A 25,843-nucleotide genomic window follows, 5' to 3' on the forward strand; every position below is an offset into this window, starting at 1 on the left:
AAACTTGCTTAGTTCATTTTAAAGAAGTACATTTGTACAGTGAAATTCTAAATAGATGAAGTTATGAAACGAGCTACGTTTGAATATACCACAATGATTTTATCGAAAGTGAGTTTCGACCCTAACCTATTTTGTAAGGAACTTAAAAAAGCTATTGACAGGTTATTACCTTATGAAATAGAAGAATTGAAAGTTTGGTTAGATGACTACACCAAAAATAAGCCCGAACTGATGCAGTGTATGGTGCTTATGGATAAATGATAACAAAAGCTGCCTACTCTCGTAGGCAGCTTTTTCTTACTTCTTATCTCTTACCTAAAAATGAACATCACCAGTACTCAAAACCCCCTAATAAAGAAAATAGTTCTCCTCAGCGAGAAATCACGCGAGCGTAAAAAAGAAGGAATATGTGTAGTAGAAGGTGCGCGCGAGATACGCTTAGCCCTTGAAGGAGGCTACACTCTCGAAACATTGCTATATCAGCCTGAGATTTTTGCAGAAGAACACTTGCTAAAACTTCTTAGCCATACAGCTCAAAGAGTAAATCCTATCGCTATTAGCAAAGAAGTATACCAAAAGATTAGTTATCGCAGTTCTACTGAGGGGGTTATTGCCTTAATACAGACTAAAAAGCACAGTTTAGACACGCTAGCTTTTGTAACCGACTCTCCTTTGTTATTGGTAGCTGAAGCTCCTGAAAAACCAGGGAATATAGGGGCTCTCCTTCGCACTGCCGATGCTGCTAATATAGACGCTGTGATTATTGCCAATCCTAAAACTGACCTCTACAACCCTAATATTATACGTTCGAGCGTAGGTTGTGTGTTTACTGTTCCTATTGCAACGGGGAGCACTACTGAAGTGATTGATTTTCTCAAAGCCAAAGGTATCAATAGCTATTGCGCTGCTCTTACTGCCTTTAAACCTTATTACGAAGTATCGTTTGAGGAAGCCAGTGCTATCGTAGTAGGTACGGAAGACCAAGGTCTTACAGAGGAATGGCTTACTCATAGCACTCAGAACATTATTATCCCGATGGAAGGTGTAATCGACTCTATGAATGTATCAGTTGCTGCTGCGGTACTTATTTTTGAAGCGAAAAGACAAAGGGTAAATCTTAATTAATAAAATATTTATAGAGAACAAAGAGCTCCACTTAGCAAGCTAAGTGGAGCCCTTTATTATTATTTGTGTTCGTGTAGTCCGCATTCTTTTTTACTATTGCTTTCCCACCACCAACGACCTGCGCGAAAATCTTCACCCTCTTTGATAGCACGAGTACAAGGGGCACAGCCTATGCTCACAAAACCTTTGTCGTGTAACACATTATAAGGAATGTTATGTGCCTTGATAAAGGCTTTGGTATCTTCAAACGTCCAATGGAGGATAGGGCTGTATTTAAAGAGCTGGTAAGTATCGTCCCATTCGAGTATAGGGAGGTCTTTACGAGCATTACTTTGGTCGGCACGTAAACCTGTTACCCATACTTTCTTGCCTTTTAGTGCTCGGCTAAGGGGTTCTACTTTGCGTATATGACAGCACTCTTTGCGCAGCTCTACTGAGCGATAAAAAGACAAAGGGCCATTTTTGTGTACATATTCTTCTATATCGTGTGTTTTGGGATAATAAGGCAAAATATGTGTATTGTAGCGTTGCTCAGTGCTTTCCCAAACTGAGTAAGTTTCGTTGAACAAGCGACCGGTATCTAAAGTGAAAATACTGATAGGAATTTGGTTTGCGAGAATGAGGTGAGTAATAGCTTGGTCTTCTAACCCAAAGCTGGTTGAAAAAACTATCTCATTAGGAAATTGTTCAGCTAAAGAAGCGAGACCTTCTACTTCTGTTTTTTGTAAGAGAGCGTTATGTAATGTTGTTAATCGTTCTTTCATAGTGTTATTTATTGTCAGCAAAAGTGAGATAAGGCATAATTTCTTTTATAGGAACTTTCACTTCAAAAGGCGTATCTACATAAGGAGCTATCTCAAAAGGTTCATAGAACAAAATGAGAGCATCGGCTGCTACGCCCATTTGGTTAGGAAGACGAAAGATTCCATTTTCAAAATCAAACTTTTTATCATCTAAAGGAGTGATGGTGGCGTTTTGTTGTGCTTTCTCAAAATAACGTTTGGCTATTTGGGTTACTTTTTCTTCATCGGTAAAGAGGTTTTCATTGGTAATTACTTCGCCATTATCTAATGCAAAGTGAGTGAAAACTTTGGTTTGTATAGGTTGTGCTTCACCGGTAAAAGCATAACGGTTGGACACTAAAGAAAGCATCTTGCTATTTTGCCACATAATGCTATCAGTAGCGATAAACTCGAAAGCAGGGAGCTCAGGGAAATGTTCGTGAAGCTTATAGTAATCTTTTGTAAGGCTATCTAAAGCTTTTTCTATACTGATACCTTCCACTTGTAGAGAGTCGTCGTTGGAAAGGAGAAAATTGGAGAGTTGTAGCTCTATTTCTTGATTGAAATTCTTAGCAAACTCGCTATTACCGTTGCAATATAGATAGTTTAGGCTTACAGAGAAACAGTTATCTTCGCAATTCTCATCGCTACGTTCTATAGTTTTCTCTTCAAAGCTGATTTTTTGAGTACGGGTATAGTGACGGTAAATGCAGTAACCGCAGTAACCGATTATTATAATGAATATAAGACCTAAAATAAGGCTTAATTTTTTTATATTGTTTTTTTTCATTTTTTTAAAACCTTTGTCTGTAAAATTTCAACTTTACCAAAGTTTGGGGCGCAATTAATCATTTACAATTAATCACTAACCATTGACATAAATATTTCGGCATACCATTGCTGATAGGTTGATTTGTTTGTCGTTTACCAGTAGAGTCATAGAGTCGTCGAAGGGTTCTTTGCTGAGTACTTCTATTTCGTCGCCAAGAGCTATATTCATTTTGTTGAGGTAAACGAGAAATTCCTTAGAGGTGTTCTTTACCGCTGCACATATACCTTTATCGCCTTGTTTGAGCTCGCTTAATAGGGTTTGAATAGTGGTGGTAAAAACGCCTTCTTTGTTAGGAATCGGGTCGCCGTGGGGGTCTTTTTTAGGAAAATCGAGGAAAGCATCGAGGCGCTCTATAAGTTTTTCTGACTGTATATGTTCTAACTCTTCGGCTATTTCGTGCACTTCGTCCCAAGAGAAATTGAGTTTTTCGACTAAGAATACTTCCCAAAGACGATGTTTGCGAATGATAGCAATAGCTTTTTGCGTACCTTTTTTAGTGAGTGTTACCCCTTGATATTTTACATAGTTGATGAGTCCCTTATCGGCTAACCTTTTAAGCATATCGGTTACTGATGAAGCTTTGGTATTCATCACTTCGGCAATAGCATTGGTATTCACCTCTTCTTTCTTTTCGTTATAAAGGTGAAAGATAGCTTTCAAGTGGTTTTCTTCAGATAAGGTCATTTTGCTTTGTTTTTAAGAGAAAAACCGCCTTTTACAGCGGTTCTATTACTAAATGCATCAGCTATTTTCTAATTCAGTAAAGAGAGCTTTTAGCTCGGTAGCGTCGTGCGGACTGAGTTTACCTGCAAGCACAAGACTCAGTTGGCGACGTTGTAGGGCACCGTCGTAACGTTCTTTTTCGAGCTGGGTTTCTGGTTCTATCTCAGGTACTTTTACGGGGCGACCGTTTTCGTCTACCGCTACGAAAGAGTAAATCGCCTCGGTAGCTTTGGTACGTTCGCCATAGATATTTTCCATCCACACATCGATATATACTTCCATAGAAGTAGAGAAAGCGCGAGAGATGGCGGCTTCGACCGTTACGATGCTTCCTATGCGTATGCTGTGAGTAAAAGCCACGTGGTTTACTGATACGGTAACGGTTAAACGTCCAGAGTGGCGTTGTGAGGCAATACTAGCAGCTCTATCCATACGGGCGAGGAGTTCACCCCCAAACAGAGCGTTGAGGTGATTGGTTTCGCCTGGGAGTACGAGGTCGGTGAGTATAGTACGTGAGTCAGAAGGTTTTTTCTTGAGTTTCATCATTATTTTAGGGTTGAGTTAGTATCCAGCCACCGTCGAGTTTTTTCTCTTCTTTAGAGTTTTGCACTTCTTTTTGTTGTAGTTTAGCTTCGTCCATAGAATCGAAACCGCCATAACTTACTTGGTACAAACCTCTGGCGTTCATTCCTAATACGAAAGCGTTTTTATACCCTAACTTTTGAAGTTGTTTCACTCGGGTTTCTGCGTTTTTCTCGTCTTTAAAAGCCCCTGCAATCACTTGATATTTTTTAGCTGACATTGCCGAATTTGTACGTACAGGGGTAGAGGCTACACCTGAGGTATTGGTTTGAGCGGGCTTAGGTGTTGTAGTGGTTTGTGCAGGTTTGGGCGCAGTGCTAGTTTGCGCTGGCTTAGGCGTAGCAGTAGCTTGTACAGGCGTATTAGCGGGCTTGGTTGTCGCTACCGTAGTGGCAGCTTGATTAGTGGACTGAGTAGGTTTTTGTTCAGGCTTTACTTGCTCAGGTTTTACTTGTTCGGGCTTTTTAGCCTTTACTTTTTCTACTTGCAAAGGAATAGCAGGGATAGTAATAGGCGGGGTGAACACGGCTGCTTCGCTGAGTTTTTGGTTAAGACGCTCTTGTACTAAGCTGTCAGTAATTGCAAACTGTTGTTCGTTATTGCCATCGTTTACTACTCTTTCGCCGAAGAGCAGGTAAGCTCCATAAGCCAAAAAGGCTAAGCCTACTGAGGCTACTGCTGTATATTTTACATACGGCATTATTTTAGCAGGTTTCTTTTCCTTAGCTGGCGGTGGGGTAGTCCCTCTGTGGGTTTTAGGAGTATTGGTTACCACAGGAGCTGTAACTTGGCTCACAGGACTTTCAGTAGGAGTTACTACGGCATCTTCTTCTTCTGGGGGAAGGTTAGGAATGCCGGTATCGGTACTTGAATGGTCGAGTGTAGGACGGATTTGATTTTCTTCTATTTTCAAATCGGAGGCGGTTACTTCGTGAGGTACGAAAGGCGCCATACCGAAAGAATCGGTAAGGAAATTCACGTCGTCAGCGGGTTCGAAAGAGATACGACCTTCGCCGACTAACCTAAGAGTCCCGATTTTTTCGAGATTTAAGGTTTGGTCTTGTTTTAAGATGCGTTTCCACCCTTCGACAGCTAAGTTTACGTAATCTTCTACCAAGTTATATTCGATGCCTGTTTGTTCGGATATATACTTGATGAGCAAGCCGTCGTTAGAAGTGAGGCTTGCGTTGAAACTGAGCTCTCGTTTAGGAGGGTCGAACGTTTTGTCTTCAGCCATTTGGGCTGATTTCCTATTAGATATAAATGCTCCAAACTTAGGGATAATCACGCATTGGTGTTTGTAGAGCAATTCTTCGATGTATACATTTAGGTCTTTCATAATTCCGATATTTTAAGTTATTAAAATGATGGATTTGCCTTTTGAAACAACAAAGGTACGATATTTTTTTATACCGACCAAGTTTTTTGATAAAAAAGTGGTCTTGCCAAGAATCGAACTTGGATCAAAAGTTTAGGAAACTTCTATTCTATCCGTTGAACTACAAGACCTGTAATTAATTTTTTGCAAAGGTACGACTTTTTTTGAAACTACGAAAAAATGTGATGAAAGATGAGAAAATTAAGAAATTAGAAAATTAGCAAATGAGGAAATTAACAGATTAGTAAATGGAGTAAATGTCAATAATACCACTAATCAACTTTGCCAAAGGTGCGAGTCGCACAGGCAGTCGTAGCACGACAGGCTATTAACTTTAACAAAGTTTGAGATGAAAAAGCGATGTGTTGATACTGTTAGGAGTATTCGGAAGGAAACGGAGAAGTTCGGAAGAGGGTTGAGAAAGGTTTTGGTAAAAAAAGGCAGTGAGGAGGGTGGGGTTAGCTTATAGAGAGCTTATAGGAAGCTTATACGAATCTTGGACGATTGGTATAGAAAGGGTGTATAAAAAGTTGATTAATAGTGTGATACAACAAGGCTAAAAATGTTAAAAACGGGGTTTCGAGGCGAAAGAAAGAGAATCCTCACCCTGTTCCTCTCCCAAGGAGAGGGGGAGTGTAGTGATGGGAAAGAGGATTAATAAATTAGAAAATTTAGAAATTAGCAAATTTGTTGGAGGAGTTTAGGGGGAGTGTGGCGATGGGAAACTTTTCTTATAATTAACGTATAATTGAATAAGAATTTTATTATTTTGGGCTTTGGGTTGTATTCATATTCAATTTTTGATTTATCTTTGCGTTTTAAAAACTAAGAATAAAATGGATTTTCTTTTTACTGCTGATGCCCTTGTGGCGCTTATTACTCTTACGTTTCTCGAAATTGTATTGGGGATTGATAACGTGATATTTATCTCTATCGTTACGGGTAAACTGCCCGAACATCAACGTAAGCGCGCTACACGCTTAGGGCTTTTTTTGGCGATGTTTTTGCGCATTGCTCTTTTATTGGGTATTTCGTTTCTGATTAGGTTGAAAGACCCGCTTATCAGCCTTGACTGGGGGTGGTTTTCAGCTCATTTTAACGGGCAGGCTCTCATACTGCTTGCGGGGGGTATCTTCCTGCTCTATAAATCGACTAAGGAAATTCACGCGAAAGTGAATCATATAGAACACGTTACACAATCGGATAACCCTAAGGGGCGACAACACGCTTCTTTCGGGGGAACTATTGTACAAATACTGTTGATAGACCTTATTTTCTCGATGGATAGTATTCTTACGGCGGTGGGAATGACCAGCGGGCTGACAGGGGCGATTTATATAATGATTACAGCGGTAGTGCTTTCGGTGGGCATAATGATGCTTTTTGCAAACCCTGTGGGCAACTTTGTAAACCGCAATCCTTCGATTCAGATATTGGCACTTTCGTTCTTGATACTCATTGGTTTTATGCTTATTACTGAGAGTATGCACCTATCGGAAGCAGTATTGGCAGGGCAAACGGTGGGCGCTGTGCCTAAGGGATACTTGTACTTTGCGATAGCGTTTTCGTTAGGGGTAGAGTTTCTGAATATGAGAATGAGGAAGGCTTCACCTCCAGCCTCTCTCCCAAGTACAGGGGAGCAAAGTGAAAAAGAGGGAGAAAAAATGATGAATGATTAGTGATTAATGGTTAATGATTAATGGTTAATGATTAATGGTTAGTGATTAAGGCAAATGAAGGAAATTAGTGATAAGAGGAAGTATAGCTTAGGTTATAGAAATTCGATAAAAAATAAGCAAAAATAAAGGCTTTGTCTTTTTAGAGTCAAACAAAAAATAGATTGTAAATGAATTTTGATAGACTATAAGTAAAAAGCGTGGCAGTTTGAGAAAAAAGGCGATTTGTATTTACTTGGAAGAAGGCACAAAAGGACTTATAAAAGCTATTCATAAAACAAAGGACTTCTTCAGCATCGTCTTTGGAGTGTTAGAAGACTTGCCCGCAGAGGAAACACTTCCTACCTTTTTAGAAATTGCCCAAACTCTCTCTGCCAAAAGCACCGATGAGCAGGAGGCTTTTGTGAAAAAAATATGCCTATTTGCTTTGTAATATATCACACCAACCCAAAGGCAAATGAGCGAACCTTATAGTGAAGGATGAGCCAAAAATAACTGAACGAATAACGATTTCCTGCTTCCTATATAGAAAATAGTGTAATTTCATTTATAAGAATAGAAAAATATTATAATTTAACAACCTTAACTATATCCTCCGTACATTTAACAGGACAAGAAATAAGAGTTGTGTATTTGCAATATTATTTGTAGCTTTGCGACATATTTTAACTCTAAACTATTGTTATAATGAAATTATTACCTCTATTATCTTTGATTTGCTTTGGAGTCTTTGCCCAAGAAAGAAACTATGACACCACACAAGTGAGTATTGATCAGGAAATACAAGGAACACTCTTGTCTCCTAAGAAGCAGAACAACACTCCATTAGCTATACTTATTGCAGGGTCAGGTCCCACCGACCGCGATGGAAATCAAGCACATCTAAAGAATAATTCTTTAAAATATCTCGCCGAAGGTTTAGCAGAAAAAGAAATAACTGTTTTCCGTTATGACAAGCGTATCATTGCCCAAATGAATAAAGGTACTGTACAAGAGGATAAGGTCACCTTTGAAGATGGAGTAAACGATGCTCTCTTGGTAGTAAACTATTTCAAGGAAAAGTATAAGGATATCATAATTATAGGACACTCTGAGGGAGCTCTAATAGGACTTCTTATTGCTCAGAGAACACCTGTCTCTAAGTTGATTTCTCTTTCAGGAGCGGGCAGTAATAGTGCTACACTCATTGAAGAACAAATAAAGAAGAATGCCCCTCAGCTCAAAGAGGAAGCGCAAAAAGTCCTCAATCTATTAAAAAAAGGAGAGCAAGTAGAGAATGTTTCTCCTTATTTGGCTCCTGTATTTAGGAAGAGTGTACAACCTTATCTTATCTCTTGGTTTAAATATAACCCCACTGAGGAGATAGCAAAGATGAAAATTCCGGTTTTTATTATACAAGGAACTAATGATTTACAGGTAGAAAAAAAAGAAGCTCAACTTCTCAAAGAAGCACAACCTAAGGCACAACTCCTCTTTGTGGAAGGAATGAACCATATATTAAAAGAGGTAAAAACAATAGAAGAAAATCAGCAATCTTACTTAAATCCAGATATACCTATTTCACCTAAACTTATAGAAGCTATTGCTCAGTTTATCAAAAACTAACATATCAAATGAATACCCTAATATCTAAACAAATGGAACTAAATCGTATCAAAGGAAAAATCGCTTTTATCTCGGGTGCCAGTAGTGGGATAGGTAAAGCGGTAGCCGAAAAGTTGGCACAAATGGGCGTTAATTTGATTCTCTGCGCTCGTCGGGCTGAGGTATTGGCAGAACTGAAAGCAAAACTCGAAAAAGAACACGCTGTGGAGGTTATAACCTTAGCTTTCGACGTGAGAAACTATCAAGAGGTTGCGAAAAATATCCAGTCCTTACCCGAAAAATGGCGACAAATAGATATACTCATCAACAATGCGGGCTTGGCAATAGGATTGCAACACCTCTATACTTACGCCATAGAAGATATAGACCAGATGATTGACACCAACATCAAAGGGTTTACCTATATTGCCAACAGTGTGATTCCGCTAATGATTGCCACCGACAAGGTGGGAACGATTGTGAACGTCGGGTCGGTAGCGGGTGAGATAGCTTACCCCAATGGCAGTATTTATTGTGCGACCAAGTTTGCTGTAAAAGCCCTAAGCGATGCGATGCGTATAGAGCTAATGGACAAGAAGCTGAAGGTAACGACCGTAAAACCAGGGTTGGTAGAGACCAATTTCAGCAAGGTGCGTTTCAAAGGCGATGAGCAGAAAGCTGAGAACGTGTATAAGGGTATCACGCCCCTATATGCCGAAGATATAGCCGACACCATAACCTATATCGTCAATCTGCCAGATAAAGTTCAAATCACCGATATTACTGTTACCCCGCTCCACCAATCGGATGCAATACACGTGTATAAATTAGCAAATTAGATAATTTGCTAATTGCTAATTAGTAAATTATACTTACCTTTGTCACAAAATAACGTATGATGTGGTTCGTTTTTGCACTACTTTCGGCTATCTTTGCTGCTCTTACCGCTATTCTTGCCAAAATAGGCATTGAAGGGGTCAATTCTAATGTAGCGACTGCTATCCGCACAGTGGTAGTTGTGTTGCTGGCGTGGGCAATGGTTTTTATCACCCAAAGTCAGCATAATATTGCCCAGATAAGCCAGCGCAGTTGGCTCTTTCTTATCCTCTCAGGAATTGCCACAGGGGCATCGTGGTTGTGCTATTACAAAGCCCTGCAAATGGGAGAAACTACCAAAGTTGTTTCGGTAGATAAACTAAGTATCGCCATCACCTTTGTTTTGGCTATTATCTTCCTACACGAAGACTTCACCCTTAAATCGGTGATAGGTGTCTCGCTCATTACCATAGGTACCTTGGTGATGATATGGTGAGAGTAGGAACGAAACGCTTGCACTAGCAGGACGGGCTAAATTTCCCCATAGAGAGGTTCTTAAAGAAATTAGGTTATTTACGATAGGTATAGGGTGCCTGTACCACACCTAAACCACGTATGTGGCACGAATATAAGAAGGAGATAGGAGAAAAATTTTTTGTTCGTTACGCCAAAAAAGACTACCTTTGCTCCCTAATTTAATTAAAAAAACCGTTATGAGAAAGCTGTTAATTTTAGCAAGCCTTGCTCTCATTGGAGTTGCTTGCTGCAAAAGTGATGATGACAATAACAATAATAGCAATAACAAAGCTCCTGACCCTTGGGAAGAAAAGGTTATATTACCTACTAAGTACATCATAGAATATTCAGCAGATAGTTCCACCGAAATGGTTTACACCCTAGAGGATGGTTTTATTAAAGAAGCAAAAGAGTACGAAATTTCTGGATCAGAACGAAAGGAGGTCAAACATTTGATTATTAAACCCCTAAAAGGTAAAAAGCTTCCTGCCAGAATAGATATTGATAAAGACGGTATAGCTCAAGAAGTTGTAGAATTTAGTTTCAATGACCAAGACCAAGTTACTGAAATTAAAAAAAGTGAATTAGGAAAGTTTTCTATGTCTATTACTTTTGACTACAAAGATGGGAAGCTAAGTAAATTTGCCCCTATCCCTTCAGTAGTTTACAATCTTACCTACCCAGATGCCCATACTGTGGTGGCAACGGGTGATTCTGGATACGACACATATATCTATACTTTTAGCCCAGAAGGCAACTTGATAAAGAAGGTATACGATAATCTCACAAACGGAGTAGTTTCTTTTAGAAAGACCTATCTATATGAGTATGATTTACAGAAGAAAAACCCCAAGAGAAACTTGCAAATACAACTTATCACGTTAGCAAACACTCCTTTAGAAAATTACACCTTTTATGAGCTTTATGAAGCCACTAATAGCAAAAACCTTGTAGTGAAAGTATTCGAACGAACCCAACAACTAGAAGACTCTAACAACCCTAGCTTAGGACTTACTAAAGGTAGCCCATACTTAAGTACAGAATATAAAAATGAAGCTAATAACCCGCAAGGTTACGCTACTAAAATTACCAAAGTGACGGACGGAAATGATGGTACTATTGAGAAATATGAGTACTAATACAAGCTGTGTCATACTTTATAGTTAGAAGAGAAGTATCACTAAACTCAATTAAGAATGTTAATAATAAAAAATCTCCACGCAGGTGTGGACGGCAAAGAAATCCTTAAAGGGATTGACTTAGAAATAAAAGCAGGCGAAGTACACGCTATTATGGGACCTAATGGAGCAGGCAAATCTACCCTTTCGGCGGTGATTGCGGGTAACGAAAACTTTGAGGTAACAGAGGGTGATATCCTCCTCAATGGCGAAAGTCTGTTAGAAGATGCCCCCGAAGAGCGCGCACATAAAGGTATCTTTATGTCTTTCCAATACCCTGTAGAAATTCCTGGAATATCAGTAACCAACTTCATCAAAACTGCTATTAACGAGAGTCGCAAGGCACAAGGATTACCCGATATGCCTGCTGCTGAACTCCTCAAAAAAATACGCGAAAAAGCAACCCTTCTAGAAATCAATCCTGACTTCCTTTCGCGTTCCCTCAACCAAGGATTCTCTGGCGGTGAGAAGAAACGCAACGAAATCTTCCAAATGGCAATGCTCGAACCTAAAATTGCTATTCTAGACGAGACCGACTCTGGTCTTGATATCGACGCCCTACGCATTGTAGCTAATGGGGTGAATAAACTCAAAAGCAAAGACAACGCTGTGCTTGTTATCACCCACTACCAACGCCTTTTAGACTACATCGTCCCCGATTACGTACACGTACTTTCCGACGGTAAAATCGTAAAAACAGGCGACAAAACCCTCGCCTTAGAATTGGAAGCAAAAGGTTATGATTGGCTGAAAGGATAAGCAAATTAGACTATGAATTTAAAAGACAAATGGGTAGCTACTTTTGAGCAGTTCCCACATAAAGGCGATATATTAAAAGATATTCGCAAAGAAGCCCTTAGTTTCTTTGCTGAAAAAGGTTTCCCACATAAGAAAGTAGAAGCGTGGAAATACACCTCACTCTCTAACCTCCAAGCTACTGATTACAGCTTGTGGCAACCTATTCACAATAAAACAACCCTCTCACCCGAAGTGTTACACAAGTACGTTATCGCGGATTGTTATGTGCTTGTATTTGTAAACGGCTATTACAGTCCCGAAATGTCGAGCAAAGAGATTGCCGGCGCTACCATTACGCCCCTATTAGAGGCGTTGCACAAGGGCGGAGAAGCCTTTATCAAAAAATACTTCAACGCCAATACCGAAAAGGGTGATGTATTCACAGCCCTCAACACGGCTTTTGCCTCAGAAGGGATTTATATAGAAGTACCCAAGGCAAAAGTAGTAGATAAACCCATACAGTTGCTGTATTTCAACGACAGAAAAGAACCCACTTGCTACCAACCGCGCAATATTATTGCAGTGGGTGAGAATGCACAGCTCAAAGTCATTGAAGTTCACCAAAACTTATCAGATACTGCTACGGCTATCCTTACCAATGCAGTAACCGAGGTATTTGTAGCCAAAGATGCTTTCCTTGATTATTACAAATTGCAAAACGACCGTTTGACGGCTTCCCTTATCGACAACACCTATATTTCGCAAGAAGCAAATAGCCACGCCAGCGTGCATACCTTCTCGTTTGGTGGGACACTCACTCGCAACAACCTCAATTTTTATCACCAAGGCGAGCATTTAGAATCTACCCTCAAAGGGTTGAGCATCCTCAAAGGCACACAACACACCGACCATTATACACTGGTGAACCACGCATATCCTAACTGTGAGAGTCATCAAGATTATAAGAGCATCGTAAGTGATGAAGCGACCAATGTGTTCAACGGTAAGATAATGGTAGAGCAAATCGCCCAGAAAACGAATGCTTATCAGCAGAACGACAACATTCTCCTCTCCGATAAGGCAACAGTATACACCAAGCCCCAACTCGAAATCTTCGCCGATGATGTGAAGTGCTCACACGGCTGTACCGTAGGCTCTCTCAGCGCAGACTTCTTATTCTATTTACAAACACGTGGGATAGGCAAAAAAGAAGCGTCTGCCCTACTCACTTATGCTTTTGCAAATACCGTATTAGAAAGCGTGAAAATCCCCGCTCTTTCGGAGTATATCAATCGCATTATTGCTAAGAAATTAGGGGTAACCGTAGATTTTTAATAGATGAAGTATTAATAAAAAAGAAAAGCCTACTTGAAATTTCAAGTAGGCTTTTTTATTGGATATTGTGGCTGTTGTTTTAAACTCCCGTATAGTTCTCGGGCGTTATAACTTTTAGTTCTGCCTTTACATCTTCATTCACTTCCAAGGTATCGATAAAACTACTGATAGTCTCGGCTGTGATAGCGGTATTAGTGCGCGTGAGGGCTTTGAGGGCTTCATACGGATTAGGATAACCTTCACGACGCAAAATCGTTTGGATAGCCTCAGCTACTACTGCCCAATGGTCTTGTAAATCTTCGCGGATTTTATCCTCATTTAAAAGGAGTTTATTAAGTCCTTTGAGGGTAGATTGTAGGGCTATGAGTGTATGACCAAAAGGTACTCCTACATTGCGCAATACAGTACTATCGGTGAGGTCGCGCTGTAAGCGGGAAATAGGCAATTTTGCCGATAGATGCTCTAAAAGAGCGTTGGCTATACCTAAATTACCTTCGGAGTTTTCAAAATCAATAGGGTTTACCTTATGAGGCATAGCCGAAGAGCCTACCTCGCCTGCTTTTATCTGTTGTTTGAAGTAATCCATAGAGATATATGTCCAAACATCGCGGTTTAAATCGATGAGAATCGTATTGATGCGTTTGAGAGCATCGAAAAGAGCGGCTAAATGGTCGTAATGCTCAATTTGGGTAGTAGGGAAAGAGTGGTGCAAGCCTAATATTTCCTCTACAAAGCGGGTGCCGAAAGCCTTCCAATCGATATTAGGATAGGCTACCTTATGAGCGTTGTAGTTACCGGTAGCTCCCCCAAATTTGGCAGCATAAGGCACTGATATAAGGGTTTGTAACTGCTGTTCTATACGAACGACAAACACCTCGAACTCCTTGCCTAAACGCGTAGGAGATGCCGGCTGACCGTGAGTGCGCGCTAGTAGAGGGACATCTCTCCATTGGGTTACTAAACTTCTCAGTTTGCTGAGCAATTGCTCCAAGGCAGGCAAATACACTTGTTGTACAGCTTCCTTGATGCTAAGTGGAATAGCGGTATTGTTGATATCCTGAGAGGTGAGACCAAAGTGGATAAACTCCTTGTATTTTTCTAATTGCAGTTTATCAAAAGCCTCTTTAATGAAATATTCAACCGCTTTTACATCGTGATTGGTAGTTTGCTCTATTTCTTTTACTTTTAGAGCTTCCTCTTCGGTGAAATTTTGGTAGAGTCTTCTAAGGTTGGTGTATCTTTCCTTAGGGAAATCGGCGAGTTGAGGCAAGGGGAGTTCACATAGAGCGATAAAGTACTCTACTTCCACTTGTACGCGATAACGAATGAGTGCCATTTCGGAGAAGAAAGGCACAAGGGAGGTCGTTTTATCGGCATAACGACCATCGATGGGGGAAATTGCGGTTAACATAATTTCAAATTAGAAAATTAGTGAATTAACGTGAGTTTGATGTAAGAAAAATATGGCTTATGCTACAGAAATCTTACAAATCTTAAAAAAATCAAACAAATAGGTAGTAAGCTACCTAAAAGTCTCGCACAGATCTCACAGATTACACAGATAGTCTTTCAATTGACAATTGATAATTGACAAATGTGATGGGCACGAATTGGCAACTGCGTTGCTGGATTTCACAGAATAGTAATGAAAAGACAATTGTAAATCAGTATTGTATATATAGAACTGACGTTAAATTAGAAAATTTTCTCATTGCTTAGTGTGTAATAGCCGGGTGAGTTTAATAGCTAAATCGGTGAAAATAACTTTGCCATTGCCATTGCGCTCTACGTGTAACTGGGCTTCTTCGAGGAGGTTGTGTATTGCCTCGATATTACCGCCGTGAATAAAAGGGGCAAATTTGGCAAGTTGAAAAGTAGGGTCGGCGAATTGTATATATACCAAACCAGAGGCGGTATAGTTCAGTAGGAATGCCTGACGGAACACCTCAGCGCAGTACTGCAAAAACTGTTTTTGCGCCTCCCGCCCTACGGTATTGATTTCGTCACTCCACTGCAAAAGTCCTTGTATGGAGGCTTTGTTGCCACGTGCGCGGTAAGCTGTACGCACCCACGCAATAAACCAACGCTCAAAAATCGCTTCTTCGCTTTCTTTGTTGTTCATCAGTTGGAGGGCTTTGTTGAAGTTTCCTTGAGCGCGTAGAGCTATTTTGGTCGCTTCGGCATCAGCTAAACCACGTTCTACGAGGGCTTCTTTGATAGCATTCTCACTTAGGGGCGGGAAACGCAGGATTTGGCAACGTGATTTGATAGTGTCTAATAGGGCATTTTCATCTTCTACCACCAAGAGAAAGACTGTTTTGTCGGCGGGTTCTTCGAGGAGTTTAAGAAGCTTGTTAGAGGCTTCGGCATTCATCTTCTCTGCCATCCAGATAATCATTACCTTATAACCACCTTCAAATGATTTCAGAGCTAACTTATTGGTAATCTCTTTAGCCTCATTTACCCCTATGTTGGCTTGTTTCTTCTCTATACCTAAGAACACGAGCCAATCAAAAAGGGAACCATAAGGCTGTTCTTTTACAAAAGCGCGCCATTCGTCCATAAAGAGAGCACTAATAGGGTCTTTTTTGACCTTGTCATTAATAGCTGTGGGGAAAGCAAAATGAAGGTCGGGGTGAGCGAGTTGGGCGCATTGAGCCTTTGCCTTGGGGTTATCGTGCGAAAGAATGAGAGTTGCGTAGGCGATTGCCATTGGCAGAGCGCCTTGTCCTTCGCCTGCCACAAATAATTGAGCGTGTGGAATGCGACCTGCTTCCACACTGGCTTGTAAATAGTTCTTTATTGTATCGTATCCTAAAATATTGTCCATTGTTTAGGTGTTAGATGTTAGGAGTTAGTATATACTGATTTTAATAAAGCAAAGGTAATAAAAATAATACTGTTCCTAACAAAAATAGTATTGCCAAAAAGTGAATTACAAAACTATTTTTCCTCAAAAATATATATTGTTGTACTAAACGTATTGCCCAGAACAACGAGTTGCCAAGTAAGAAAACCTTACCTAAATCAGTAGTGAGAAGTTCGTTAGTAAAACAAAAACAAACTATTGCTACTGCTACAAAATAATAAACTATTTGTATATTGAGAATTTGGATAATTCCGCGATTAGCAAAACTGAGCTTGCGCACTTCTTCCTTCCATTTAAAAAGTCTCCAAAACAACAAATGGAAGACAGCGAAGAGTAAATTATAAAATCCTAAAAAGATAATAACAGTATACATTCTATTTCTTATAAATATTATTCTCTCTGTTGATATCTACACTTCTGTTATTAGGGTCTAATACTATACTCTGGATATTGTTCAATGGCATATCGAGTTCAAAAGTGTAGGTAAGGTTACCCCAACCCCAAGCAGGAACTACCGTACGGGGATAATTAGGGTAAGTGTTTGGTTTTTCGCCGTAAGTCATTCGCAAGGGTACATATACGTATTGGGTTTTACCAGCTTTATCGGTTACAAAAAGGTCGATAGAAAGAGGCAGGCGTTCTAAGCGTTTGAGGGTAATTGCCGTTTTATTTCCTTTGGCTTCTACCTTGTCGATAGCGTAATCGGCTACGTGGTCAGTTTGCATAAACTCATTGAGGAACCATTGCAATTGCATTCCTGATACTTTTTCGGCTATGCGAATAAAATCATTGGGAGTTGGATTCTTGAAAGCATATTCTCGGTAGTAGCGTTTGAGAGTTTTCATCAGTGCTTCGTTGCCCATTAGATAATCTAACTGAGTGAGGAAGAGCTGTCCTTTGTAGTAAGCGGCAATACTATAAGCGTAGTTCGTCGCATAACGGTCGGAATGAGTGATGGTAGGTTCTTGTAACCCCGATTTTACTAAGTTTAGGTAGCCGTTGTAGGCTTTAGTAAAGGGATAGTTGGTTGCAGGAATGAGGTGCAACACTTGTTGTTCGGCAAGTGTTTGGATATAGGAGGTAAACCCTTCGTCCATCCACGGATAAGCTGCCTCATCGGTAGCTAAGAGGTGTTGAAACCAAGCGTGAGCCAGTTCGTGGGTGGCGGTGCCTATTAAACTCTCGTATTTCTTACCGCCTTCCATAAGGGTACACATTGCATACTCCATACCACCATCGCCTCCTTGAATGAAAGAGTATTGAGGCCAAGGATATTTGCCTATAAGTGTATTGAAATAATCGAATACTTTGAGCATATCGGGCTGGATACGCTTCCAATTCTCTGGATATTTTTTATAGAAGAAGTGTATGGTCTTACCGTCGGTGAGAGTGTGCTTATCGTGAGTAAACTGAGGGTCGGCAGCCCAAGTGAAATCGTGTACACGTTCGGCTACAAAGTGCCACGTTTTGGTTTTAGCTTTGGTTTGGGGTATTTTTACGCCCTTATCTTCATAACCACAGCCCATTTCGTTAGGATTTTGCAACACGCCTGAACCTGCTACCACATAGGTTTTGTCGAGGGTGATTTTTACATCGAAGTTACCCCAAACGCCGTAGAACTCACGACCTAAGTATTCGGTAGTATGCCAACCTTGATGATCGTAAGCTACCATTTTAGGGTACCATTGTGCCATTGAAAGCGCTACGCCATCGGGGCTATTACGACCTGCACGACGTATCATTACGGGCACTTGACCTTCAAAGGTCATATCGAGTACTGTTTTGCTGTGAGGTAGAATAGGGGTGGGGAGGGTTACTTTTAGAATTGTACTTTCGTGAGAGAAGGTAGCTTTTTGTCCGTCCTGACTCATAGCCGTAATGCGCAATAGTCCGATTTCAGAAGGTGAGAGTTTGGCTATACGACTCTCGTAAATGGGGTTTTTATCGGTGCCGAGATTGTTAGCCATACGTCTATCGGGGTCGGGGATGGATTGCAGTTTGCTATCCATTTCGCTATTTGGCTGAAAAGCGTTGAAATAGAGGTGGTAGAATACTACGCTGAGAGTATCGGGAGAGTTATTGGTATACGTGAGTTTTTGGGTGCCTTTATACTGAAAGTTTTTTACGTCCATCGTTACGTTCATTTGGTAATCAGCTTGTTGTTGCCAAGGGTTATCTTGGGCTATTGCATTCAGCGTAAAAGCGAAAATAGAGAGTGCTAAGAGTATTTTTCTCATTATTATATTCTATTGATAGTTATTGAAAGTGCAAAGGTACGAAGTAATTGGGAAATTAGCAAGTCGTAGCACGACGGGCAGGTGGAAAATTAGGAAATGAGGTGCGAGCCGCACAGGCAGTCGTAGCACGACAGGCTATTAACTTTGACAAAGTTTGAGATGAAAAAGCGATGTGTTGATACTGTTAGGAGTATTCGGAAGATATCGGAGGTTTTCGGAAGATAGCTGAGAGAAGTTTTGGTGAAAAAAGGCTGTGAGGAGGGTGAGGTTAGCTTATAGAGAGCTTATAGGAAGCTTATACGAATCTTGGACGATTGGTATAGAAAGGGTATATAAGTAGTTGATTCATAATATAATACAACAAGGCTAAAAATGTTAAAAACGGGGTTTCGAGGCGAAAGAAAGAGAATCCTCACCCCGTCCCTCTCCCAAGGAGAGGGGGAATGTAGTGACGGGAAAGAGGATTAATAAATTAGAGAATTTGGAAATTAGTAAATTTGTTGGAGGAGTTTAGTAGGGGGGGGTGGCGATGGAAAGATGAAGCGCAGTGATATATAAGACAAAGATAAGCTATATAAAAAATTGGAAATAAGTGGGTTGATAGAATGAGAGGGGTTAGGGTATTGGTATTTTTTATTATTGTTGTATCTTTGCACCGATTTAACTTCTTAGGTTTAACACTTAACTAAAAATGCAAACATATCACGACCTCTTGCGCCATATCCTCGATAATGGCTATTCTAAAGATGACCGTACCGGCACGGGAACGACTAGTGTATTTGGTTACCAAATGCGCTTTGACCTCAATAAGGGTTTTCCGCTGGTAACGACTAAAAAGATACACTTAAAATCGGTTATCTATGAATTACTTTGGTTTTTAAAAGGAGATACAAATATTAAATATCTCACTGACCACGGGGTGCGCATTTGGAACGAATGGGCAGATGAGAACGGCGACCTCGGTCCTGTTTATGGAGCGCAATGGCGCCACTGGAATGGCGAGGCGATTGACCAGATAAAAACGGTGGTAGAGACTCTTAAACAAAATCCTGAAAGCCGACGGATTATCGTTTCGGCTTGGAATCCGTCGGTATTGCCTGATACAGGAAAATCGTTTGCGGAGAATGTAGCCAATGGTAAAGCGGCATTGCCTCCTTGTCACGCACTGTTTCAGTTTTACGTAGCCGATGGGAAATTGTCTTGTCAGTTATACCAACGCAGTGCCGATGTGTTTTTAGGAGTGCCTTTTAACATTGCTTCATATGCGTTACTCACGATGATGCTTGCGCAAGTATGCGATTTGCAATTAGGAGATTTTGTGCATACTTTTGGTGATGTGCACATCTATAACAATCATCGTGAGCAGGTAGCTTTACAGCTCAGCAGGACGCCACGCCCTTTGCCTACGATGCACTTGAATCGGGCAGTGAAGGATTTGTTTGCCTTTGATTATGACGATTTTCGTTTAGAAGGCTATGACCCTTACCCTACGATTAAAGCGCAGGTATCGGTATAAAGTTAAAATTTCGTTAAAAAATGCTTAAAATTTTGCTATATGGAGCTTTTTTGTTTCATTTGTGCGTTTAAAATAAAGTAAATACTATAAAAAAATGAAGAAATATCTTACAATCGTTATCGCTTTGGTAACCTTACAAAGTGCGTTTTCACAGGTTATTTCGGAGACTTTTTCGTCAGGGAGACTCAATAGAAAACAGAAGATAGGTATCTACAAGCCTGAAAAGTACACGGATAGACAGGCATATCCGCTGATAGTAGTGCTCAATGCGGAAACGCTGATGGAACCTGTTGTTTCGATGGTGCGTTATTACGAACAGTTTGGTGAAATGCCTAAGTGTATAGTGGTGGGTGTGTATGAACCCAAACAAGAAGATGTAACGGTGGTAGAAGAGGTGGGTCGCCCTATTAATGAGTCGGCTCGTTTCTTTGAGTTTGTATCGGCAGAATTGGTGCCTTACATACAAGGGAAATACCCAATAGCTGACCTAAAAGGGGTTATTGCTTCGGAAGAGGCGGGTTTTTTGGCTAATTACTATATGCTTGCCGAGAAGAAACCTACTTTTAATATGATAGTAAGCCTTAATCCAGTGGCTCTTCCACGTATGGGAGAAGAGTTTTCGCACGCTTTGGCAGCGGGAGTGCCTAACCGTTTATTTTACTATATGGCTACTGCCGATGTGGAAAACAAAGTAGTGTACGACAAGGCAATTCAGTTTGAAAGAGCGATGCGCTCAGCGCCTGTGCACGAATCGGTAGAATATCACTTTGTTGATTTTAAAGGAAGCTCAGTAAACGCTGCTAAATTGCAGGGGATAGCACAGGCACTTGATATGTGTTTTGACATTTATAAACCCATAGGAGGCAAGGAGTTTAAGACCCAAATGGAGACTCTTGAAACCGGGATTTATGAATATTTGGAGAACAAATATAACACTATTTATAAACAGTTAGGCGTAAAGAAAGTGCCTATACTAAACGATGTGATGGCTACTTATACAGCTATTAATTCGTCGCAAGACTGGGAATCGCTTAAGAAATTAGCGAAATACGTAGAGAGCAATGGCTACCTAAAAACTGCTATGCCCAATTTCTTTTTAGCTGAATATTACGAAAAAATAGGCGACGATAAAAAGGCACTGAAAACGTATCAGAAAGCGTATACTGAGCCTAATATAGATTTCATCACAGGAGACTTGATAAATGAACGTATCACGCATTTGCAAGCTACCAAACGCAAGAGTAAACACACAAAAGTAATAGAACCCATAGAACCAACAGAAGAAGTGGCACCTGCACAAGAAGAACAAAATCCTACCGATGAAAGTAATCAGAACTAAGATAGAAGGCGTGGTGATTATTGAGCCACAGGTGTTTTTTGACGGAAGAGGTTACTTTTTTGAATCGTTTTCGCAACAGCGATTTAATGAGTTAGTAAGCCCCACTGTATTTGTACAAGACAACGAATCGCAATCGACCTATGGGGTATTGCGCGGATTACACTTTCAGAAACCACCTTTTGCACAGGCTAAATTGGTGAGAGTCGTAAAAGGAGAAGTACTTGATGTAGCAGTGGATTTGCGAAAAGACTCACCTACCTTTGGGCAGTATGAGTCTGTGATACTAAACGAAGAAAACAAGCGCCAGTTTTTTATCCCGAGAGGTTTTGCTCACGGTTTTGCTGTATTGAGCGAAGAAGCTATTTTTCAATACAAATGCGACAATTACTACGCTCCCGAGAGTGAGGGTAGTGTGCGCTGGGACGACCCTACCATAGGTATCGATTGGCGACTACCAGCTGAGGTGATACAACTTTCGGAGAAAGACAAGAAAGCGCCATTACTGGTAGAGGCAAAAGGTAAAAGATAAAAGGTAAAGCCAGTGAGGGCTCGTAACAGGGTATGTGAGTGAAAGGTGAAAAGAGATTGAAAATCAAAGAGCTAAATGTTCCTAACACTTAACACTCAACACTTAGCTAAAAAATAGTTGTCTAAATATTTGGTAGATTGGGAAAAAGGAGTTACTTTTGCACCCGAAAATACAGACGGTGGTCTTAGCTCAGTTGGTTAGAGCGTCGGATTGTGGTTCCGAAGGTCGTGGGTTCGAGCCCCATATTCCACCCTATTAATAAAAAAAGCGCCTTAAAAGGCGCTTTTTTTATGCTCATACGCTATGGCTTATACAAAGCTAGTATATTTCTGAAAAACGACTTTTAGCTTTTTATTAATTAGCTCAATTTCGACGTAAGGAAAGAGTAGCTTACGCTACAGAAATTTTACAAATCTTCACAAATCAAACAAATAGGAGACAAGCTACCTGAAAGTTTCGCACAGATTACAATGTAAACACAACTATTATAAATCAGTATTATATATCGAACTGAGGTTAAAATAAACCTCTATTTACTGATGGATATAAGAGTATTTTTGCTTTTGATATAAATAAAGTTGCTAATTCGAAATAGGCGACCCTTTGCGTTATATAGGAATAAGCATTCGTTATGTAAAAAATGCTTCAGGCAAACTACTGATAGTCTTTAGAAATGCGACAGGCAAAGTAGCTGAACGATTAGAAAGCGGCTTGTACAGAGTACGTGTATTAGTAAACAATACCGAAAGATTTGAAGACGTATCTGAAAACATAGCCGAAGAACTATTCAATGGTAGAACAGCACCTATAGGGGGTGATACAAAAGCAAGATTAGCGCACACCGCTGAAGATACCGCTGAAAAAGTCACTAAAGAGCTTTTAGAAAAAGCAGAAAGTTTAGTTAAAAAAGCTCGTAGTGAAGCTTCTAAATTTGCTAATGACTCAAAAGTTATAAACAAAGTAGCTGAATTTTTAAGTAATAAAAAAGCATTAGAGGCTATTGGTGGCGAAGAAGGATTGGAAGCTATTATAAGAGCTAATGTATGAGCTGGTTGTTCTACTTGTGGGAAAGCAACTACTTCATTTTTAAAGAATATGGACGAGTATTTAGATGATGTGTTAGATTTTGTCTCAAAGTACAGAGAAGTAGATGGTTTTGATGATGTGATAAGAGAACTCAAAAAGCTCAATAAAGATAATACTCCTAACTATGCCGTTGAAGGAGCTGCTTTTATGCTAAGTAAAATGCGTAAAACCTCTGAAATAACTCCACAAAGTGTTAAAAGGTTTGACGCACGTTTTGAATCAAAAGAAATTGATTGTTCTAATTGTCGTTTTGATATAGAACTCTTTCAAAAAAACGTAGGAGATTTAAAATATTTGGAATACAAGAGTTATATAGATGCATCCAAAATATCTCTTAACCAATTTCAATCTTACCTACAATCTGTAAACACTTTAGGTGAGCTAAGATATGTTTTTGATATTTCAAAAATATCAGCAAGTAAAATAAAAGGAGGGATTAAAAAATTCTTTACTAATAATGAAGATGAAATTTTCAAAACTGTTTGGAAAAACAAAAACTTGAGAGATCATTTGTTCAATACATCTAACTATCCAAAAAATATTTCTCAAAATAAACTAAAAGAGCTTATGAAAGAAGATTTTCATCAATTAATATCTAAACAGGAAAGTCAATTGTATAAAATTATAAAAGTAGAATAGAATGAACTTTATAAATACTCAATCATTTAGCAATATAAGTAATTTTCAAGTCTTAGACAATCACATTGCTTTCAATGATGAAAATAATCACTTGTATATCAATGGTTATCTTTTAGATGAAGATAATGAAAGTTACTTCTTTTACGATACATATCTATGCTATCATACAAAAGAAGGAGGTACAGTATTTTTCAATTACATCAATAACACCTCTTTTGAGATAGATGTGTTTTTTCATAAAGATACTTTATTCAATAATAACTTTCTAACTTCTAAGAATTTCTTTAAAAATGAAGAAGGTAAATGGTTAAGTGATTTGTATCTTTATCAATTAAATCCTTTTAAGGAGATTAAAAAATATGATTATTTTATAGAGGGTAATTTCTTTAGGGAAAAGGATTTTATGTTGCAAATATTCTTAAAAAGAAATGTTATTTTAAAAAATATGGAAAATGATATCCTTTGGCAGTATTCTTTAGATAAAAAAGGCTCTATGAGTGTAGGACTTGAAATAATTAAATTTTTAGGGATATATAAAAACAATATCTGCTTTGTTCTCAATAATGGGTTGTTAGTTTTAGATATTTATTCAGGAGAAGAAGCTCATTTTATATCAAATGGGAAAATTTTAAAAGGTAATGCTTTCCAAGAGGATTTTAAAGGTTTTTTTGGATATGATACTATTTTGGATATTTCCAAAGGTATTATTTTTAACTTAAATTTATATTTCTATTTGGAATATGATTTAAATTCTAACAAGAACCTTTTTGATAGTTATAGTTTTAGGAAAGAGGATAATAACAATAACTTATATTTGAATAATATAGGAGGTTATGATGATAAGTATATCTATGCCTTTGAAGGAAGAGATAGCAATCGTTTTGCACTTCTTGACAGAGAGAAAAAGGAAGTGATATGGTCATCAGAATTGCTTCAGAAAGGAAATGAAATTTCTTACATCATAGATATGCAAATCTCTGGGAATAATATCTATATTTTAGATAGTAATGATACTTTACGTATTTTTGAGAGAAGAGTTTAATTTATAGGTTTATTTTATATCTTTAACACCATGAAAATAACAGATGTTAGGAGTTTTTATATTACTCAAAAAGATTTTTTTTACACTAAGAATGGTATGCTGTTTAGCATTCAAAACAAAAAAGAAAAAACTATTGCTCCTATAGTAAATTCTTGTTGGGGAAGCAAATATGAAGAAAATAGTATTGTTGTTTTTGGTGATTTTGGTAGTAAGGTTTATAACTACAAAGGAGAATTAGAATACGATACAAACTTATATGTAGAGTATTATGAAAACCAAAATAATTATATCAAACGTGTTTAAACTTTTTTGAGGAACTTGGAGATAAAACCTAATAGAAGCATTCCAATCCAAGTTACATCAAGATATTCGTATCTCATTATCAAACCTTTATATCCGTCAAGCCAACCATTTGCTTGTTCAATTTTAAACCTATTTTTGTACAATTCTTCATCAAAATAAACATCTGGTTGCTCTCCATTTCGGGGATTAGGTTTGATATTTGCTATAATTTCTTTGCTTTCTAAAAAATCTCTCAGAGATTTGCTGTCAAATCCTGCATCAGCATTGAGAAACAGTCCTTTGTGTTCTATTCCTGCTTCTTCTAATAAAGCTAAGATTTCTTTTAGTACTTCTTCTATTTCATATAAGTCATTGTGATTTCGAGCTTTAGGACTTCCCATTGCTATCATTTGCCTTTTATTATCACACAAAAAATACTATTTGTGGTTACGGCTTTTTTTCTTGCTTGATAACCTGCAGATTCTCCTTTTTGCCGACAACGTGTATGACTACCATCCAATTGAACGCAAGACATATCTAACTTTCTTTTCTTCTTACTTAATAGATTCAACCATACTCGCTGAAAACTACCATCTTTACTCTATTTATTGAAGTAGTAATAGACATTTTGCCAAGAGATCTCTCCTTTTTCAAAATAGCTCTCAATTGGAAGTTCTCTCCATTGCACCCCTGTTTTTAATCTCTTGAGAATCAATAAAAATATTGAAGCTAAATCAAAATTACTTTTAAAACCTCTTTTTCCTACACTTAAAAAGGGAATAATCCATTTATTTATTGTATCTTTGCTCAAAGTTCCTGAATTTTAGTGTTTTTTCTCAAACACAAAATTACTAATTTTCGGGAACTTTTACTTTATTATAGGAAAAAGTTTAAACAGCTTTATTCCGTCTATTCTTTGATAGCATTAGAAGTTCAAACAAATTTAACAATAAGAATAAATAATAATTATTAATGACATAATTATCAATGATTTAAAAATTTTTAAGTGTTAAAATTAGTATTAAATTTTTGTTAAAAC

28 protein-coding genes and 2 tRNA genes are annotated in these 25,843 nt (G+C 38.8%); 18 read left to right on the forward strand and 12 right to left on the reverse strand.

Annotated features, from left to right (window positions below; all coding sequences use genetic code 11):
• Nucleotides 1-63: 63 nt before the first annotated feature.
• Nucleotides 64-261, forward strand: coding sequence for a hypothetical protein (locus tag COCH_RS06150; protein ID WP_002675145.1), 198 nt, complete (start codon nucleotides 64-66; stop codon nucleotides 259-261).
• A 60-nt stretch (nucleotides 262-321) separates the two neighbouring features.
• Nucleotides 322-1,125 (forward strand): TrmH family RNA methyltransferase, encoded by an 804-nt coding sequence (locus tag COCH_RS06155; RefSeq protein WP_015782388.1) that lies wholly within the window; start codon nucleotides 322-324, stop codon nucleotides 1,123-1,125.
• 59 nt (nucleotides 1,126-1,184) lie between these two features.
• Here the strand turns inward: COCH_RS06155 and COCH_RS06160 are convergent, their stop codons facing one another.
• From COCH_RS06160 to COCH_RS06185, 6 genes are all read right to left on the reverse strand, one after another.
• The gene (locus COCH_RS06160) at nucleotides 1,185-1,889 is read right to left on the reverse strand and encodes a phosphoadenylyl-sulfate reductase (protein WP_015782389.1); all 705 of its coding nucleotides are present in this window, start codon (nucleotides 1,887-1,889) and stop codon (nucleotides 1,185-1,187) included.
• Nucleotides 1,890-1,893: 4 nt separating this feature from the next.
• Nucleotides 1,894-2,697, reverse strand: coding sequence for a DUF3298 and DUF4163 domain-containing protein (locus COCH_RS06165; protein ID WP_015782390.1), 804 nt, complete (start codon nucleotides 2,695-2,697; stop codon nucleotides 1,894-1,896).
• Between the two features lie 75 nt (nucleotides 2,698-2,772).
• Nucleotides 2,773-3,423: a metal-dependent transcriptional regulator gene (locus COCH_RS06170; protein WP_009420442.1), complete on the reverse strand. Its 651-nt coding sequence runs from the start codon at nucleotides 3,421-3,423 to the stop codon at nucleotides 2,773-2,775.
• Between the two features lie 57 nt (nucleotides 3,424-3,480).
• Entirely contained in the window at nucleotides 3,481-4,008 is a 528-nt protein-coding gene (locus tag COCH_RS06175) for an acyl-CoA thioesterase (protein ID WP_015782391.1), read from the reverse strand.
• A gap of 4 nt (nucleotides 4,009-4,012) precedes the next feature.
• Nucleotides 4,013-5,383 (reverse strand): HU domain-containing protein, encoded by a 1,371-nt coding sequence (locus COCH_RS06180; protein WP_015782392.1) that lies wholly within the window; start codon nucleotides 5,381-5,383, stop codon nucleotides 4,013-4,015.
• Nucleotides 5,384-5,481: 98 nt separating this feature from the next.
• Nucleotides 5,482-5,553: transfer RNA gene (locus COCH_RS06185), tRNA-Arg, on the reverse strand.
• Nucleotides 5,554-6,258: 705 nt separating this feature from the next.
• On the opposite strand from COCH_RS06185, the gene COCH_RS06190 reads away from it, so the two are divergent.
• The 8 genes from COCH_RS06190 (at nucleotide 6,259) to sufD (ending at nucleotide 13,265) form a co-directional block, all read left to right on the forward strand.
• Nucleotides 6,259-7,101 (forward strand): TerC family protein, encoded by an 843-nt coding sequence (locus COCH_RS06190; protein WP_015782393.1) that lies wholly within the window; start codon nucleotides 6,259-6,261, stop codon nucleotides 7,099-7,101.
• Between the two features lie 205 nt (nucleotides 7,102-7,306).
• Nucleotides 7,307-7,531, forward strand: coding sequence for a hypothetical protein (locus COCH_RS06195; protein ID WP_223375708.1), 225 nt, complete (start codon nucleotides 7,307-7,309; stop codon nucleotides 7,529-7,531).
• A 254-nt stretch (nucleotides 7,532-7,785) separates the two neighbouring features.
• Nucleotides 7,786-8,703: an alpha/beta hydrolase gene (locus COCH_RS06200; RefSeq protein WP_015782394.1), complete on the forward strand. Its 918-nt coding sequence runs from the start codon at nucleotides 7,786-7,788 to the stop codon at nucleotides 8,701-8,703.
• 32 nt (nucleotides 8,704-8,735) lie between these two features.
• On the forward strand, nucleotides 8,736-9,521 hold the full coding sequence (locus COCH_RS06205; RefSeq protein WP_041546937.1) for an SDR family NAD(P)-dependent oxidoreductase: 786 nt from the start codon (nucleotides 8,736-8,738) through the stop codon (nucleotides 9,519-9,521).
• A gap of 56 nt (nucleotides 9,522-9,577) precedes the next feature.
• Nucleotides 9,578-9,994 (forward strand): EamA family transporter, encoded by a 417-nt coding sequence (locus COCH_RS06210; RefSeq protein WP_015782396.1) that lies wholly within the window; start codon nucleotides 9,578-9,580, stop codon nucleotides 9,992-9,994.
• 217 nt (nucleotides 9,995-10,211) lie between these two features.
• On the forward strand, nucleotides 10,212-11,153 hold the full coding sequence (locus COCH_RS06215) for a hypothetical protein (RefSeq protein WP_015782397.1): 942 nt from the start codon (nucleotides 10,212-10,214) through the stop codon (nucleotides 11,151-11,153).
• 57 nt (nucleotides 11,154-11,210) lie between these two features.
• Entirely contained in the window at nucleotides 11,211-11,951 is a 741-nt protein-coding gene (sufC, locus tag COCH_RS06220; RefSeq protein ID WP_015782398.1) for a Fe-S cluster assembly ATPase SufC, read from the forward strand.
• A gap of 12 nt (nucleotides 11,952-11,963) precedes the next feature.
• Nucleotides 11,964-13,265, forward strand: a complete 1,302-nt coding sequence (sufD, locus tag COCH_RS06225) for a Fe-S cluster assembly protein SufD (RefSeq protein ID WP_015782399.1) — start codon at nucleotides 11,964-11,966, stop codon at nucleotides 13,263-13,265.
• Between the two features lie 79 nt (nucleotides 13,266-13,344).
• On the opposite strand, the gene purB is transcribed toward sufD, so the two are convergent.
• From purB to COCH_RS06245, 4 genes are all read right to left on the reverse strand, one after another.
• Complete coding sequence (gene purB / locus COCH_RS06230) at nucleotides 13,345-14,676, reverse strand: adenylosuccinate lyase (RefSeq protein ID WP_015782400.1); 1,332 nt, start codon at nucleotides 14,674-14,676, stop codon at nucleotides 13,345-13,347.
• 297 nt (nucleotides 14,677-14,973) lie between these two features.
• Nucleotides 14,974-16,095, reverse strand: a complete 1,122-nt coding sequence (locus COCH_RS06235) for a DNA polymerase III subunit (RefSeq protein ID WP_015782401.1) — start codon at nucleotides 16,093-16,095, stop codon at nucleotides 14,974-14,976.
• 40 nt (nucleotides 16,096-16,135) lie between these two features.
• On the reverse strand, nucleotides 16,136-16,507 hold the full coding sequence (locus COCH_RS06240) for a hypothetical protein (RefSeq protein ID WP_015782402.1): 372 nt from the start codon (nucleotides 16,505-16,507) through the stop codon (nucleotides 16,136-16,138).
• A gap of 1 nt (nucleotide 16,508) precedes the next feature.
• Entirely contained in the window at nucleotides 16,509-18,371 is a 1,863-nt protein-coding gene (locus tag COCH_RS06245; protein ID WP_015782403.1) for a M1 family metallopeptidase, read from the reverse strand.
• A 691-nt stretch (nucleotides 18,372-19,062) separates the two neighbouring features.
• Between COCH_RS06245 and COCH_RS06250 the strand changes: the two genes are divergently transcribed.
• From COCH_RS06250 to COCH_RS06285, 8 genes are all read left to right on the forward strand, one after another.
• Nucleotides 19,063-19,887, forward strand: a complete 825-nt coding sequence (locus COCH_RS06250) for a thymidylate synthase (protein ID WP_009410566.1) — start codon at nucleotides 19,063-19,065, stop codon at nucleotides 19,885-19,887.
• A 94-nt stretch (nucleotides 19,888-19,981) separates the two neighbouring features.
• Nucleotides 19,982-21,226 carry an alpha/beta hydrolase-fold protein gene (locus COCH_RS06255; RefSeq protein WP_015782404.1) on the forward strand — a complete coding sequence of 415 codons (1,245 nt, stop codon included), beginning with the start codon at nucleotides 19,982-19,984 and terminating at the stop codon, nucleotides 21,224-21,226.
• Complete coding sequence (gene rfbC, locus COCH_RS06260; protein ID WP_009410568.1) at nucleotides 21,207-21,755, forward strand: dTDP-4-dehydrorhamnose 3,5-epimerase; 549 nt, start codon at nucleotides 21,207-21,209, stop codon at nucleotides 21,753-21,755. Before COCH_RS06255 ends, rfbC begins: the two co-directional genes overlap by 20 nt.
• Before the next feature lie 177 nt (nucleotides 21,756-21,932).
• Nucleotides 21,933-22,008 (forward strand) — tRNA-His (locus COCH_RS06265).
• A 350-nt stretch (nucleotides 22,009-22,358) separates the two neighbouring features.
• Nucleotides 22,359-22,802, forward strand: coding sequence for a hypothetical protein (locus COCH_RS06270; RefSeq protein ID WP_015782405.1), 444 nt, complete (start codon nucleotides 22,359-22,361; stop codon nucleotides 22,800-22,802).
• Between the two features lie 48 nt (nucleotides 22,803-22,850).
• Nucleotides 22,851-23,480 (forward strand): hypothetical protein, encoded by a 630-nt coding sequence (locus tag COCH_RS06275; RefSeq protein ID WP_015782406.1) that lies wholly within the window; start codon nucleotides 22,851-22,853, stop codon nucleotides 23,478-23,480.
• Between the two features lies 1 nt (nucleotide 23,481).
• A complete protein-coding gene (locus COCH_RS06280; protein WP_015782407.1) occupies nucleotides 23,482-24,522 on the forward strand; it encodes a hypothetical protein in 1,041 nt (346 codons plus the stop codon).
• 30 nt (nucleotides 24,523-24,552) lie between these two features.
• Complete coding sequence (locus COCH_RS06285; protein ID WP_015782408.1) at nucleotides 24,553-24,825, forward strand: hypothetical protein; 273 nt, start codon at nucleotides 24,553-24,555, stop codon at nucleotides 24,823-24,825.
• On the opposite strand, the gene COCH_RS12480 is transcribed toward COCH_RS06285, so the two are convergent.
• Entirely contained in the window at nucleotides 24,822-25,214 is a 393-nt protein-coding gene (locus tag COCH_RS12480; protein ID WP_081432976.1) for a transposase, read from the reverse strand. The two genes, COCH_RS06285 and COCH_RS12480, sit on opposite strands and share 4 nt — an antisense overlap.
• A 191-nt stretch (nucleotides 25,215-25,405) precedes the next feature.
• Complete coding sequence (locus tag COCH_RS12485; RefSeq protein WP_081432977.1) at nucleotides 25,406-25,615, reverse strand: transposase; 210 nt, start codon at nucleotides 25,613-25,615, stop codon at nucleotides 25,406-25,408.
• Nucleotides 25,616-25,843: the final 228 nt, after the last annotated feature.

Origin of the sequence: Capnocytophaga ochracea DSM 7271 (assembly GCF_000023285.1) — a bacterium.
Taxonomy (GTDB): domain Bacteria; phylum Bacteroidota; class Bacteroidia; order Flavobacteriales; family Flavobacteriaceae; genus Capnocytophaga; species Capnocytophaga ochracea.

Excerpts from the sequence above, each read along its gene's own strand:
- COCH_RS06150 (WP_002675145.1), top strand. The coding sequence starts at position 64 with ATGAAACGAGCTACGTTTGAATATACCACAATGATTTTATCGAAAGTG.
- COCH_RS06155 (WP_015782388.1), top strand. The coding sequence starts at position 322 with ATGAACATCACCAGTACTCAAAACCCCCTAATAAAGAAAATAGTTCTC.
- COCH_RS06160 (WP_015782389.1), bottom strand. The coding sequence starts at position 1,889 with ATGAAAGAACGATTAACAACATTACATAACGCTCTCTTACAAAAAACA.
- COCH_RS06165 (WP_015782390.1), bottom strand. The coding sequence starts at position 2,697 with ATGAAAAAAAACAATATAAAAAAATTAAGCCTTATTTTAGGTCTTATA.
- COCH_RS06170 (WP_009420442.1), bottom strand. The coding sequence starts at position 3,423 with ATGACCTTATCTGAAGAAAACCACTTGAAAGCTATCTTTCACCTTTAT.
- COCH_RS06175 (WP_015782391.1), bottom strand. The coding sequence starts at position 4,008 with ATGATGAAACTCAAGAAAAAACCTTCTGACTCACGTACTATACTCACC.
- COCH_RS06180 (WP_015782392.1), bottom strand. The coding sequence starts at position 5,383 with ATGAAAGACCTAAATGTATACATCGAAGAATTGCTCTACAAACACCAA.
- COCH_RS06190 (WP_015782393.1), top strand. The coding sequence starts at position 6,259 with ATGGATTTTCTTTTTACTGCTGATGCCCTTGTGGCGCTTATTACTCTT.
- COCH_RS06200 (WP_015782394.1), top strand. The coding sequence starts at position 7,786 with ATGAAATTATTACCTCTATTATCTTTGATTTGCTTTGGAGTCTTTGCC.
- COCH_RS06205 (WP_041546937.1), top strand. The coding sequence starts at position 8,736 with ATGGAACTAAATCGTATCAAAGGAAAAATCGCTTTTATCTCGGGTGCC.
- COCH_RS06210 (WP_015782396.1), top strand. The coding sequence starts at position 9,578 with ATGATGTGGTTCGTTTTTGCACTACTTTCGGCTATCTTTGCTGCTCTT.
- COCH_RS06215 (WP_015782397.1), top strand. The coding sequence starts at position 10,212 with ATGAGAAAGCTGTTAATTTTAGCAAGCCTTGCTCTCATTGGAGTTGCT.
- sufC (WP_015782398.1), top strand. The coding sequence starts at position 11,211 with ATGTTAATAATAAAAAATCTCCACGCAGGTGTGGACGGCAAAGAAATC.
- sufD (WP_015782399.1), top strand. The coding sequence starts at position 11,964 with ATGAATTTAAAAGACAAATGGGTAGCTACTTTTGAGCAGTTCCCACAT.
- purB (WP_015782400.1), bottom strand. The coding sequence starts at position 14,676 with ATGTTAACCGCAATTTCCCCCATCGATGGTCGTTATGCCGATAAAACG.
- COCH_RS06235 (WP_015782401.1), bottom strand. The coding sequence starts at position 16,095 with ATGGACAATATTTTAGGATACGATACAATAAAGAACTATTTACAAGCC.
- COCH_RS06240 (WP_015782402.1), bottom strand. The coding sequence starts at position 16,507 with ATGTATACTGTTATTATCTTTTTAGGATTTTATAATTTACTCTTCGCT.
- COCH_RS06245 (WP_015782403.1), bottom strand. The coding sequence starts at position 18,371 with ATGAGAAAAATACTCTTAGCACTCTCTATTTTCGCTTTTACGCTGAAT.
- COCH_RS06250 (WP_009410566.1), top strand. The coding sequence starts at position 19,063 with ATGCAAACATATCACGACCTCTTGCGCCATATCCTCGATAATGGCTAT.
- COCH_RS06255 (WP_015782404.1), top strand. The coding sequence starts at position 19,982 with ATGAAGAAATATCTTACAATCGTTATCGCTTTGGTAACCTTACAAAGT.
- rfbC (WP_009410568.1), top strand. The coding sequence starts at position 21,207 with ATGAAAGTAATCAGAACTAAGATAGAAGGCGTGGTGATTATTGAGCCA.
- COCH_RS06275 (WP_015782406.1), top strand. The coding sequence starts at position 22,851 with ATGGACGAGTATTTAGATGATGTGTTAGATTTTGTCTCAAAGTACAGA.
- COCH_RS06280 (WP_015782407.1), top strand. The coding sequence starts at position 23,482 with ATGAACTTTATAAATACTCAATCATTTAGCAATATAAGTAATTTTCAA.
- COCH_RS06285 (WP_015782408.1), top strand. The coding sequence starts at position 24,553 with ATGAAAATAACAGATGTTAGGAGTTTTTATATTACTCAAAAAGATTTT.
- COCH_RS12480 (WP_081432976.1), bottom strand. The coding sequence starts at position 25,214 with ATGATAGCAATGGGAAGTCCTAAAGCTCGAAATCACAATGACTTATAT.